Source organism: Arthrobacter sp. U41 (genome assembly GCF_007679325.1).
Classification (GTDB): Bacteria; Actinomycetota; Actinomycetes; order Actinomycetales; family Micrococcaceae; genus Arthrobacter.
The window spans coordinates 301,464-314,111 of record NZ_VEGI01000002.1; the positions used below are offsets into that span (position 1 = coordinate 301,464).

At 66.5% G+C, this 12,648-nt stretch carries 9 protein-coding genes and 1 tRNA gene; 8 read left to right on the plus strand and 2 right to left on the minus strand.

The window, feature by feature from the left end:
• Positions 1-30: 30 nt before the first annotated feature.
• Positions 31-1,434, minus strand: a complete 1,404-nt coding sequence (locus tag FS787_RS10180; protein WP_144672518.1) for an NAD(P)/FAD-dependent oxidoreductase — start codon at positions 1,432-1,434, stop codon at positions 31-33.
• A gap of 177 nt (positions 1,435-1,611) precedes the next feature.
• On the opposite strand from FS787_RS10180, the gene FS787_RS10185 reads away from it, so the two are divergent.
• On the plus strand, positions 1,612-2,301 hold the full coding sequence (locus FS787_RS10185; protein ID WP_144672312.1) for a TetR/AcrR family transcriptional regulator: 690 nt from the start codon (positions 1,612-1,614) through the stop codon (positions 2,299-2,301).
• Between the two features lie 54 nt (positions 2,302-2,355).
• Here FS787_RS10185 and FS787_RS10190 read toward each other — a convergent pair.
• Positions 2,356-2,438: transfer RNA gene (locus FS787_RS10190), tRNA-Leu, on the minus strand.
• Positions 2,439-2,881: 443 nt separating this feature from the next.
• On the opposite strand from FS787_RS10190, the gene FS787_RS10195 reads away from it, so the two are divergent.
• From FS787_RS10195 to pknB, 7 genes are read left to right on the plus strand one after another with little or no spacing between them, the layout of a single operon-like run.
• The gene (locus tag FS787_RS10195; RefSeq protein ID WP_144672313.1) at positions 2,882-3,628 is read left to right on the plus strand and encodes a DUF3662 and FHA domain-containing protein; all 747 of its coding nucleotides are present in this window, start codon (positions 2,882-2,884) and stop codon (positions 3,626-3,628) included.
• Entirely contained in the window at positions 3,625-4,104 is a 480-nt protein-coding gene (locus FS787_RS10200; RefSeq protein WP_144672314.1) for an FHA domain-containing protein, read from the plus strand. The genes FS787_RS10195 and FS787_RS10200 overlap by 4 nt, the downstream gene beginning before the upstream one ends.
• Before the next feature lie 2 nt (positions 4,105-4,106).
• Entirely contained in the window at positions 4,107-5,918 is a 1,812-nt protein-coding gene (locus tag FS787_RS10205; RefSeq protein ID WP_260982497.1) for a PP2C family serine/threonine-protein phosphatase, read from the plus strand.
• Positions 5,915-7,366, plus strand: coding sequence for an FtsW/RodA/SpoVE family cell cycle protein (locus FS787_RS10210; RefSeq protein WP_144672315.1), 1,452 nt, complete (start codon positions 5,915-5,917; stop codon positions 7,364-7,366). The genes FS787_RS10205 and FS787_RS10210 overlap by 4 nt, the downstream gene beginning before the upstream one ends.
• Positions 7,363-8,820 (plus strand): penicillin-binding protein 2, encoded by a 1,458-nt coding sequence (locus FS787_RS10215; protein ID WP_144672316.1) that lies wholly within the window; start codon positions 7,363-7,365, stop codon positions 8,818-8,820. The genes FS787_RS10210 and FS787_RS10215 overlap by 4 nt, the downstream gene beginning before the upstream one ends.
• Positions 8,817-10,652: a protein kinase domain-containing protein gene (locus tag FS787_RS10220; protein ID WP_144672317.1), complete on the plus strand. Its 1,836-nt coding sequence runs from the start codon at positions 8,817-8,819 to the stop codon at positions 10,650-10,652. Before FS787_RS10215 ends, FS787_RS10220 begins: the two co-directional genes overlap by 4 nt.
• A 6-nt stretch (positions 10,653-10,658) precedes the next feature.
• Positions 10,659-12,632 (plus strand): Stk1 family PASTA domain-containing Ser/Thr kinase, encoded by a 1,974-nt coding sequence (gene pknB / locus FS787_RS10225; protein WP_144672318.1) that lies wholly within the window; start codon positions 10,659-10,661, stop codon positions 12,630-12,632.
• The last annotated feature ends 16 nt before the right edge of the window (positions 12,633-12,648 follow it).

The following is a 12,648-nucleotide window of genomic DNA, read 5'->3' on the forward strand; positions in this document are numbered from 1 at the left end:
TGAACTGTTGGGCGGATTGATTGGAGGCGACTAGCTGGAAGCTGCGGGGGCACGGTCTGCCGCCGCCACGATCCGGGCCGCAGTGCCGCGGCCCATCCGGACCGCACCGTCGACGTGCTGGTAGCCCTCGGCGGCGAGGTCCGAGCAGGACCAGTAGATGGGACCGACCGGCGCGAGCTGGTCCTTGCCGTAGCGGTGCAGACCACCGAGGTCGTAGCTGGCGGCGTAGGCGCCGCGGGTCCATTCCTCGGACCCCCAGTCCGATTCGTAGTAGACCTCCGGCTCGAGGGCCTTGTCGCCCAGGAATCCGGCGATCGATTCCAGGATGCTCCGGCGGCGCTCCTCGGCGCTGAGCTCGAACATGGCGTCCGCCTTCTCATCCGAGACGAAGCCGACCAGTGTGCCGCGGGAATCTTCGTGGTTGGTGTTGTCGTAGACCTCCTGGACCAGCGCGCCGGCCCCGAAGCAGGTTCCGGAGAGGCCGTCCTCCCGCCAGAACGGGCTGCTGTAGACGGCGTGGACCTTGATGACCAGGCCCAGTGACTGGTGCTGGTGCATCTGGTGCTGGCGGCGCGGCAGCGGCGGATTGAAGGAGACGCGGGAATACAGATTCGGCGGCACCGCCATGATCACGAAGCGCGCATTCACCGTGGCGCGTTCGGACACGGCGGTCACGGTGTGGCCCCCCGCATGTCCTCCTCCGGCGGCCGCACCCCAGTTGATGGTGCGCACCGGGCTGTTCAGCACCACGTCGTCGCCCAGCTCGGCGGCGAGCAGCAGGGAGACCTGCTGCATCCCGCCGATGACCCGCTTGTCCAGGATGAAGTCCTCGTCGGTGAGGTGCGAGAAGGATCCGGCCGAGGCAGCCATGAGGACTGCCTGCAGGGCGGAGAAGGCGTGCGCGGGTTTGGTCAGCATGCCGCCGGCAATGAACAGGCCGATGTTGTTGCAGGCTTCCTCGTCCGAGGAGTTTTCGCGCAGCCAGTGGTGGAAGGAAATCGTGTCCAGCTCGCGCGCCTTGGGGTGTGCCCACGGCTCGCTGGGACCAATCTCGGCCGCCAGGGAATCCAGCAGCGCGGTGAGCTTCCCCATTTCGGCCGCGGTGGTGTCGCTGACCGGGAACGTATCGCCCGTGTAGAGGGTGCGCCGGCCGTCGGAGCCGATGTAGACGGACTGGCCTTCGCGGTATCGCGAGTAGGTCTGCAGGCCGAGCTCGTCGATGAGCGCCAGCAGTTCGGTCTGGTCCGGAGAGACCCACTGGCCGCCGATCTCAAGCATGGCGCCGTCGATCGTGTCGGTCCACGTGCGGCCGCCGACGCGGTCGCGCGCTTCCAGGACGGCCACGGTCAGTCCCGCCTTCTTCAGTTCACGGGCGGCGGTCAGCCCGGCGGGGCCGGCTCCGACGATGACGACGTCGCGGTCAAGTTCCAGCATGATGTCCTCTCTGCGGCCGCCCGAGGTGATGCGGACCACTAAATGAATGCCGTTCATTTAGAATCGACTATAGACCTTTCGGATGCAACAGGGAAGACCTCCGGACCAGGAATTTTTCGCCCGTAAAGTAGGGGCACAATGGGAGCATCCAGGACAGCGACAGCAGAAAGGCCAGCAATGCCGGCATCAACCAGCGCCCCTGCAGATCCGCACCGCCACGACGCGAAGCCGCGCCGCCGCGCGGGCAGGCCCGCTGCTGCCGTGCTCGACCAGGACGGCATCACTGCGGCGGCGCTGCAGCTCATCGGGAAGAGCGGCTATGAGGGGTTCACCATGGCGGCCCTGGCGCGGACGCTGAATGTGGCGCCGTCGGCTTTGTACAACCACGTCTCGTCCAAACGGGACGTCCTGGTCCTGGTCCAGGACCACCTGACGTCGTTTGTTGATGTGACCGCTTTCGACGCCGAACCGTGGGACCGGGCGGTGCGCAGCTGGGCATGGAGCTACCGCGACGTGTTCTCCAAACACACACCGCTGATCCCGGTGATCGCCGTGCTGCCGGTCACCGATGCGCCCAAGACGCTGGCCATGTACGAGGCGGTCAGCGCCGGGTTCCGCCGGGCAGGCTTCCCGCAGGAGCGGATCATTTCGGCGATCGTGGCCCTGGAGTCTTTTATCTTCGGTTCGGCGTACGACGTCACCGCGCCGGCAGACATCTTCGACTCCGGAAGCATGGCGGAATCGACGCCGAATTTCACGGCAGCCGTGGCGAGCTTGGCCGGGCAAGGGCACGAAAACCAGGCCGACGTCGCCTTTGAACTGGGCCTGGAGGCACTCGTCTCCGGCTTCGGCGCGCTGCGGGGGTAGCCGTGTTAAACGAAAGAACCCCGGTCCGAAGACCGGGGTTCTTTCCATGTTGCGTGCGCGAGGGGGGATTTGAACCCCCACGCCCTTTCGGACACTGGCACCTGAAGCCAGCGCGTCTGCCGTTCCGCCACTCGCGCGCAACTTCTTCCACTCAATCGGGGCCCGGAATCCGGCCCGCCAACCTCGTAAAAGCAGCGAGATCAAGCATAACGGACAATTGCTGGAAAACACCAATCGGCCCCCGGAGGGCCAGCGGAGGAGGGGCCGAAGGGACCGTGCGCGGCCGGGAACGGCCCGCGCCCACCCGTTGCCCGGCGCGGCGCGGCACGCGCACGGGAGCCGGTCCAGCGCAGCTGAAGCATGCGCGCCCGTACAGCGATGCGCTGCGGTGTCAGCGCACGTCAGCGGCCGTCCGGCGCAATTTCCCGGCACGGAGTGGCGACGCGCATTAAGGCCATTCCCAGACTCGCCCAGTAGTATCTGATGTAGGAGTGCCCGTAACCAGCGGGCTCCCGCACATGTGGGAAACCGAGTTCCGGAACGAACGCTGCCCTGCAGCCGTCACGAAAGGAGAAGGACCATGGGATTGCTGGACAAAGTCGAGCGCGGCATCGAAAAGGCCGTCCGCGGAGTCTTCTCCACCGGTTCTCGTGCCCAGGTGGAGCCTGTCGAAATCGCCAGCCACCTGCGCCGCGAGGTGGACAACAAAGCCATCACCATCGCCGCGGGACGGACCCTGGCCCCCAACGTCTTCGATGTCCTCCTCAGTGACGATGATTTCCAGCGGGCCCAGGAATGGGGCACCCCGCTGGCCGAAGAACTCTGCGACGTCGTCATCAACCACGTGCGCAGCCAGGGCTACACGCTTCAGGGTCCGGTCCGGATCAGCTTCCGCCGTGACGAGGCGCGCCGGGCCGGCGACTTCGAAATCAAGTCGCGGACCGAAAAGTCCCCCGCTGCCTCCGCGCCGGAACAGCCGGTGCATGGCGGCATGCCTGCCGCGCCGACGCGCCAGCCCGCCCGGATGCAGCCCGTGCTGGACATTGACGGGCAGCGCTACTCCTTGAACGCACCGTCGATCGTCCTGGGACGCTCCTCCGAGGCGGACATCCTGATTGATGACACCGGCGTTTCCCGCCGTCATCTGGAAATCCGCACGGGATCAGGCACAGCCCAGGCCGTTGATCTTGGCTCGACGAACGGCAGTTACGTCAACGGCCACAAGGTCGTGGGTTCCTCGGAACTCACCGACGGCTCCACCATCACGATGGGACGGACCAAGATCATCTACCGCCTTTTGCCCGCCAACCCAGGCGGCCGCCAGTGAGCGAACTGACCATCACCGCACTGCGCTTTGGATTCCTGCTGCTCCTGTGGGTACTGATCTTCAGCATTGTTGCGGCCATGCGCCGCGACCTCATGATTGGCCGCAAGGCAGCAGCGGGCGCACCGACGGCCCGGCAGGTACGCAAGAATCCGTCCCTGGCCGAGCCGGCCGCCCCCGTCCGGCAGCAGCCCCGGCAACTCGTGGTGACCGAAGGACCGCTCAAGGGCACCACCATCGCGCTGGCGGCCAGCCCCATCCTGCTCGGCCGCGCCCAGGAGGCTACCCTCGTCCTGGAGGATGACTATGCCTCCGGGCGCCATGCCAGGCTGTTTCCCCAGGGAAGCCGCTGGTTCATCGAAGATCTTGGCTCGACCAACGGCACCTATCTGGCCGATCAGCAGCTCACCAGGGCCCTTCCCGTGGAGCTCGGTGTCCCCGTGAGAATCGGCAAGACGGTCATCGAATTGAGGCCGTAGCCGTGGCTGCCCCGGATTTGCCCGCAGACAGGGCCGAAGGCAACACGCCTGCCCTGACGCGGCCGCTCATCATGCGCTATGCCGCGCGCTCCGACGTCGGACGTGTACGCGCGAAAAACGACGACTCCGCGTATGTGGGCCGCCACCTCGCCGTCGTCGCCGACGGCATGGGCGGACACGCCGGCGGCGACGTGGCTTCCGCCGCCACGGTGTTGGACATGATCCATCTCGACACGGACGACTACGACGGCGACGCCGGCACCGTCCTGGCCGACGAGATCCAGACCGCCAATTCGCTGCTTTCCGAGCTCGTCCACATCAATCCCAAGCTGGCGGGCATGGGAACCACCGTCACGGCCCTCCTGCTGGCCGAAGGGAAACTGCATTTCGCCCACATTGGCGACTCCCGCGCCTACCGGCTGCGCAACGGCGAGTTCGAACAAGTCAGCGTGGACCACACGTTCGTACAGCGCCTCATCGACGAAGGCCGGCTCCGCCCCGAGGAGGCGGAATCGCACCCGCACAAAAACGTGCTGATGCGCGTCCTCGGCGACGTTGACGCCAGCCCTGAACTGGACCTGGACACGCTCGACGTCGAACCCGGTGAGCGCTGGCTGCTGTGTTCCGACGGCCTGAACTATGTGGCGGGCCACGTCGTGGAGCGCACCGTCCGCGAGACCAGGAACCTGCGCGAATGCGTCGAGCTGCTGGTCGATCTCACCCTTGAGGCCGGCGCTCCGGACAACGTCACGGTGGTGATGCTGGAAATCGCCGAACAGACCACCGACGACGTCCGCACCGCCGCCGTCGAGGTTGTCCCGGCCCCCTCATCCTCCACCGTCACCGCGACCGTGTCCGAGAACACCCCGCGGCGGTCCGGAAGCACCTTTGGGGCAGCGAAGACTGTCGAAGCACCCCGGGACACCACCGGCAACGCAGCGGTACAGAGCGCCGGCAGGACTGCAGGGGCCGCGACCACCAGCGAATCCGCAGCCCCCGCCGCGTCTAATACGGAAGCGACGGCTGAGGCGGGCGCCGCTGAAGAGCCGGCCGACAGCACCTCCGACAAGGGAGAACCCGCAACGTCCACGGATCCGCACCTGGGTGAGCATCTTTCTGCCGAGGTACTCCGCGAGGAACTTGCCGGCCGCCCCCACGAACTCGTCGGGGCTGCGGCCGCGGCCGCGGAATCCGGTTCCATCCCCACCATCCCGGGGCGTACCATGGCCCGGCGGGCAGCCACCGTACTGACCCACAAGTCGGAGCAAGCGCGGGAAGAGGCCGAAGAGTACAAGCCTGCCGGCCGGCCCCGCCGCTGGGTGACAGTCGCCATCGCAGCGTCCATCGCGACACTGATCACGGTGGGTCTCTGGCTCGGCTATGCCTGGACCCAGACGCGTTACTACATCGGAGAGCACAACCAGCACGTGGCCATCTACAACGGGGTCTCCCAGCGCCTGGGGCCCATCCAGCTTTCCACCCTCGAAGCGGAGACCGAGATCCGGATGTCTGATCTCCCCGAATTCTCCCAGCAGCGGGTCCGCCAGACCGTGCCGGCCCGGGATCTTTATGACGCCCAGCGGATCGTGAAAAACCTGGAGCGCACCGGCACCACCGCCCCCGCGGACGAGTGCATCACCGCGTCCCCGTCCCCGTCCACTGCCACGCCGTCAGCGACAGCGACAGCGACAGCGAGTCCCAAAACCACGGCCAGCCCGAGCGCCACGGCCAGCCCCGGCAACACAGCGAGCCCCGGCGCAGCCGGTTCACCCTCGCCCTCGCCCACCGCGCCGATTTGCGAGGCGGGCCAATGACACCCATCGACACAACCCCCAAGCCGCGCCGGAACGTCGAACTGGTCCTCCTCGTGCTGGCCCTCTCTGTCGGCATCGGCGCGAATGCCCTCGTCGGCGTGGACCAGCAGAAGGCGTTCGACGCCGATTTCTGGTTCCAGTCGAGCCTGCTCGCCGCTGCAGCCCTCGCCTTCCACCTCGTGCTGCGCTTCCGCGCTAAATATGCCGATCCGGTAATACTTCCGCTGGTGGTGGCCCTCAATGGACTCGGCCTGGCCATGATCCACCGGCTGGACCGCGTCGGCGAAGACACGGGCAATAACCAGCTGCGGTGGACCCTGGTCGCGATGGCGGTCTCGATTGCCGTGATCTGGTTCCTCAAGGACCACCGGATCCTCCGTCGCTTCACCTACATCTCCCTGGCGGTCAGCGCGGTCCTCCTGATCCTGCCGCTGGTTCCGGGCATATCGGCCGGCGAGATCCTCGGGGCGCGGGTGTGGATCAAGTTCGGCTCCATGACCTTCCAGCCTGGTGAAATCGCCAAGATCACGCTCGCCATATTCTTCGCCGGGTATCTTTCCTCCAACCGGGATCTCATCCTGCTGGCCGGGCGGAAAGTCGGCCCCATCCAGTTCCCGCGGTTCAAGGACATGGGCCCCATGATCGCCGCGTGGCTGGTGAGCATCGGCGTCCTGATTTTCCAGCGGGACCTTGGTTCCTCCATCCTGTTCTTCGGCCTTTTCCTCGTCATGATCTACGTGGCCACCAGCCGCATCAGCTGGGTCATCATCGGCGTCGGGCTCATTGCGGTCGGCGGATTCGTGGCCTCCCGCGTTTTCTCCCACGTTGCGCTGCGCATTGACGGGTGGCTGAACGCGTTCACCGACGAGGTCTACGGACGCGAGTTCGGCGGCAGCCTTCAGATCGTGGAGGGCCTGTTCGGCATGGCCAACGGTGGGCTAGTGGGCACCGGCCTCGGGCAGGGGCGCCCCAACCTGGTTCCGTTCGCCAACAGCGACATGATTATCGCCTCTTTCGGTGAGGAACTGGGCCTGATCGGGCTGTTCGCGATCGTCCTGATGTACCTTCTGCTCTTCACCCGGGGCTTCCGCGCCGCGCTCGGCACCCGGGACGCCTTCGGGAAGCTGCTGGCCACCGGGCTCTCCTTTGCTATCGCGCTGCAGTGCTTCGTAGTGATCGGCGGCGTCACGCGGCTCATTCCGCTGACCGGCCTCACCACCCCGTTCCTCGCGGCCGGCGGGTCCTCGCTGCTGGCCAACTGGATCATCGTCGGACTGCTGCTGATGATCTCGCACACAGCCCGCGGCCCGGTGGACACCACCCCGCTGGCTCCGGGCGAAGAACCCGACGGACAGAAAGTAACTCCTGCCATGCCATCGAAGCCGGCCGCCCTTCCCGGAAGCGGGCGGAACAATCCGGACGCTCCCACCGAGGCGGTGAAGCTGTGAACGAGGCCATTCGCAACTCCTGGATCGCCGCGATCGCCATGTTCGTGCTGATCTTCGGCGCCCTCAGCTACGTGCAGGTGATCGGTGCGGACGATCTTGAGGCCAACGCCTGGAACAAACGCACCCTCCTGCAGAACTACTGCAATGACCGGGGCGCGATCATCGTCGGCGGCAAACCGGTGGCCGAGTCCGTGCCTGCCGCGGAGACCTGCAAGTTCCAGCGCACCTACACGCAGCCGGAGCCGTATGCCGGGATCACCGGCTACTTCTCCAGGAGCTTCGGGGCAACCGGGCTGGAGAGCACGATGTCCGAGGAGTTGGCCGGCAGCTCGGACCAGCAGTTCCTGGACCGGGTCGGCCAGCTCTTCCTGGGCAACCAGCCCAAGGGTGCCTCCGTGGAGCTCACGCTCGATCCCGAGATCCAGCAGCTCGCGTTCGACCTCATCCCGGAAGGCCAGCGCGGATCGATCGTGGTGACCAATCCAAAAACTGGCGAGATCATCGCCATGGTGTCCAAACCTTCCTATGACCCCAACCTGATCGCCACTCATGACCCGGTGGCCGAGGCCGCCAACTTCGCCGAGCTGAACAAGGTGCCCGGCATCAACCTGAACCAGAACGTCAGCGGCCCCACCGGGGAGTTGCTGGCACCGGGATCCGTCTTCAAGATCATCGACACGTCCGCGGCGCTCAAATCGGGGAAGTACAACAAGGACAGCATCCTGCCCAACCCGGCAGAAATGTCATTCCCGGGCATCGACTACACGCTGCCCAACTACGCCGGCGGTAACTGCTATACCCGCGATACCGCGACTTTTGCTTTCGCACTGCAGCAGTCATGCAACACGCCGTTCGCCAGCATCGCCCTGGACCTGAATCAGCAGGCCATTGCGGACGAGGCGGAAAAGTTCGGCTTCGGCCAGGACTTCGGCGCCCAGCTGAAGCTGGACTCCGCCCCGAGTTTCTTCCCGGACGAAGAGCTGGATGACGCCAGCCTGGCGCAGTCCTCGATCGGCCAGCGCGACGTCCGCGCCACGCCGCTCCAGATCAATCAGATGACGGCCGCGATCGCCAATGACGGGGTGCAGATGCAGCCGAGCCTGATCAAGGCCGTGCGTTCCCCGGATTTGCGTCCGATCAGCGAGCCGGAACCCCAGGTCCTGCGGACCTCCACAACGCCGGACATCGCCCGTCAGATCAACGAGTGGATGGTCAGCGTCGTCAGTGAAGGCATTGGCCGCGGCGCGGCCGTGCCGGGCGTCGAGGTGGCCGGCAAGACCGGCACCGCGGAGCTTGGCGACGGCCTGAACAACTCATGGTTTACCGGGTTCGCCCCGGCGAATGACCCGCAGGTGGCTGTGACTATCGTCATGGAGGGCGTAGACATCACCACCGGCGCACAGCTAACCAGTCCGAATGCGAAGAAGATTTTTGAGGCGGTGTTGAATAAGTGAGGCCTTCATCAGGAATCACCCTCGGCGGCAGATTCCAGCTGACCACGCGCATTGCGATCGGTGGCATGGGAGAAGTCTGGAAAGCCAAAGACCTGATCCTTGGCCGCATCGTCGCCATTAAGGTGCTCAAGGAGGAGTACACGGGTGACCCCGGCTTCCTTCAGCGGTTCCGCGCCGAGGCACGCCACACCGCGCTCCTCAATCACGTGGGCATCGCCAACGTCTTTGACTATGGCGAGGAAGAAGGTTCCGCGTACCTGGTCATGGAACTGGTCCCCGGCCAGCCGCTGAGCAGCATCATCGAACACGAACAGGTACTGTCGCCGGACCGTACCCTGTCCATGATCGCGCAGACGGCGCGCGCCCTCTCGGTGGCCCATGCGCAGGGCCTCGTCCACCGCGACATCAAGCCCGGCAACCTCCTGATCACCCCGGACGGCCGCGTCAAGGTCACGGACTTCGGCATCGCCCGCCTGGCCGACCAGGTCCCGCTGACCCAGACCGGGCAGGTGATGGGCACTGCCCAGTACCTGGCCCCGGAGCAGGCCACCGGCCAGCTGGCCACCGGCGCCTCGGACATCTACGCCCTCGGCGTGATCGGCTATGAGTGCCTCACCGGGCACCGTCCGTTCTCCGGGGAATCCCAGATCGCCATCGCGCTGGCCCAGGTCAACGACGCCCCGCCGCCGCTGCCGGAAACCCTGCCGAAGCCTGTCCGCGCCCTGCTGATGTCCATGCTGGCGAAGGATCCCAAGAACCGCCCGGCGGACGCGCTCAAACTGTCCGAGGCCGCCGAGGCCATCCGCAACGGTGACATCGCCGCAGCACACGCCGCCGTTCCGGGCATGCTGCTCTTTGAGGAGGCAACCGGCCCCATCACGGCGCCGGTGGACGTTCCCACCGCTGCGACAGGTGTCATCGGCGGGCCGGACCGGACGACGTCGGCGACCTCCGCTTTGCCGGTGGTGGGCGCCGCTGGCGCGGGCGCGGCGGCGGGTCTGGCTGCCGGTGCAGCCGCCGCCAGCGCGTACGGGGCACGCAACACGCTGTCGCGGGCGGACGCCCTCGCCGCGGAGCGCGATTGGGAACAGGAGGACGACGGCGACTACGACGAGCCGGCCGAAGAGCCTGAAAAACGCGGCCGCAGCCCCTGGACCTGGCCTCTGATCGCCCTGATCCTGCTGGTGCTGTTCTCGCTGGTGGGTATTGTTCTCACCCAGGCTGGAATCCTGTTTCCCGAAACGCCTGCGAGCAGCAGCGCCGTGACCACCAGCGCGAAGCCGACCACCACCAAAGCCTCGCCCACCTCGACCAGCCCCAGTCCCACCCCCAGCCCCACCACCACGTCCGCGCCGCCAACCCAGTCCACCCCGGCCGCGATCAACCTGATCCCGGAAGAGTACCTGGGCAAGCAGTACAACGATGTCCGGAGTGCGCTGATCGGCCTGGGGCTGACTGTCGATGGCGCCGAGGTCTTCAACGACGCCGCTCCCGGAACCGTCGTCGACATCAACCCGTCCGGGCAGGTTCAGCCGGGCGACACAATCACTGTGAGCTACTCCAAGGGGCCGGAAACCCAGGAACCGGAAACAGTACCGGTGCCGACCCTGCAGTCGGGAGCAAGCGAGAACACCGTCCAGAAAGCCATTGAGGATGCGGGTCTGCGCTGGGCCAAGGGCGCCGACGTCGATCCGGCGAATGGCGAGGAGCCTGGCACGTTCGTCAGCTCCGAGCCCCCTTCCGGAAGCCCTGTGCCCGCCGGCTCCGTCGTCACCTACCATCTGGCCAAGGCCCCCGCCGCGGAATCCAGCCCGAGCCCAACGGGAACGTAGCCCATCGTGCCCAATTCACCCCGCACCCCATCGCACCGGGAGGACCGCGGCCCCGTGAACACCCAGCGCGTCCTCAGCGGTCGCTATGAGCTGGGTGAGTTGATCGGACGCGGCGGTATGGCCGACGTCTTCCGCGGCGTGGACACCCGCCTCGGACGTACCGTGGCCGTCAAACTGCTGCGTCCGGACCTGGCCCGGGACCCCCAGTTCCAGGCCAGGTTCAAGCGCGAGGCCCAGGCGGTGGCCGCCCTGAACCACCCCTCGATCGTTGCCATCTTTGACACGGGGGACCACGCTGTCCCCGGGGATCACGAAGACACCGTCCGGGTGCCGTATATCGTCATGGAATTCGTTTCCGGGAAAACAATCCGGGACATGATCAGGGCCAAAGAGGTCAGCATCGACCAGGCGATTGACTTCACGCTGGGGGTGCTCGCCGCCCTGGACTACAGCCACAAAGCCGGAATTGTGCACCGAGACATCAAACCGGCCAACGTGATGTTCTGCCCGGAATCCAACAGCGTGAAGGTCATGGACTTCGGAATCGCCCGTGCCATGGCGGATTCCGCCGCGACCATGACCCAGACGCAGGCCGTGGTGGGGACCGCCCAGTATCTTTCGCCGGAACAGGCCCGCGGCGAGACCGTCGATGCCCGGAGCGATCTCTACTCCGCAGGCTGCCTGCTCTACGAGATGCTGGCCGGCAGGCCCCCGTTCATCGGCGACAGTCCCGTTTCCGTTGCGTACCAGCACGTGCGCGAGATCCCTGAACTGGCGAGCAGCCTGAATCCGGATGTCTCCGAGGCGCTGGACAGCGTGCTGATGAAGGCCCTGCAAAAGAACCGCGCGGACCGCTTCCAGGACGCCGCAGCATTCCGCCGTGCCCTCCGGGCCGCGCGAAGCGGAGTCGGCGTGGTCCCCCCGGCGGCCAGCGAAGCGGCGACCGACCCCCAGGACACGGTTCCGACGCCGGGCATTGCCCCGACTGCAGCCTTCTCGGTCACCGGTGCCAAGTTCCTCGACGAGAATCCCACCGGCCGGCTGCGTCCTGCCCTGGAGTCCCCGGACGAAGATGTCGACGCGCTGACGGCGCAGGGCAACGTGTACGGTGCCGAGGATACGGGCAGCCTTCCGCTGGTCCTGCCGCCCGAGCGCGAGGACACGTCGCGTCAGAAGTCCCGCCGCCGGACGTGGATAGCCACGTTGGTGATCCTCACCGTCCTGGTGCTGGCAGGAGGTGGCCTGTGGCTCTACAACATGATGAACCAGGCACCGCCGCCCGTGGCCAAGGTCCTGGTGCCGTCGGTAACGTCGCTGACCGAGACTGAAGCGCTACAGAGGCTCTACAACGCGGGGCTCAAACCGCAGCTCAGCCGGCTGCAGCACGAGACCATCGCCAAGGGTGTGGCCGTGGGCACTGTGCCGGCCGAGGGGAGTGCGCTGGACCCGAACTCTGACATCACACTCAATATTTCCGAAGGCCCCAGCGTCATCACCATCCCCGCGGACCTGCCCGGACGCACGGAGGCGGCCGCCCGCGATGCGTTGCGCCAGAAGGGGCTCGCCGGCGCACCGGGGACCACCATGGCCAACAGCGCCACGGTGCCGGCCGGCATCGTGATCACCACCAAACCGGCGCCGGGGCAAAACGTAGCGCCGGGCAGCACGGTGGAAATTATTGTGTCCACCGGAAAGGTGGCGGTCCCGCAACTGGTTGGCCTCCCGCGCGCCGACGCCGAGGCTGCGCTGAAGGCTCTGGGCCTTGGCATGAACGCCACGGAGGTCGAGAACTCCCAGGTGGAACCGGGAAAGGTCACCGGACAGGCCGACGCCGCGGAGGCACTGGTGGAACAGGGCAAAACGATCGCCGTGACAGTTGCCAAGGCGCCCCCGCCCCCGCCGTCCCCGAGCCCCACACCGACGCCGACCCCGACTCCGACGTCCACCAGGGGCGACAACGACCGCGACCGGGACGAATAGGGCTTCCCCTTGCCGG

Bases quoted from the DNA above. Each gene is read 5' to 3' on its own strand.
- FS787_RS10195 (WP_144672313.1), top strand. From the start codon at position 2,882: ATGGGATTGCTGGACAAAGTCGAGCGCGGCATCGAAAAGGCCGTCCGC.
- FS787_RS10210 (WP_144672315.1), top strand. From the start codon at position 5,915: ATGACACCCATCGACACAACCCCCAAGCCGCGCCGGAACGTCGAACTG.
- FS787_RS10185 (WP_144672312.1), top strand. From the start codon at position 1,612: ATGCCGGCATCAACCAGCGCCCCTGCAGATCCGCACCGCCACGACGCG.
- FS787_RS10180 (WP_144672518.1), bottom strand. From the start codon at position 1,434: ATGCTGGAACTTGACCGCGACGTCGTCATCGTCGGAGCCGGCCCCGCC.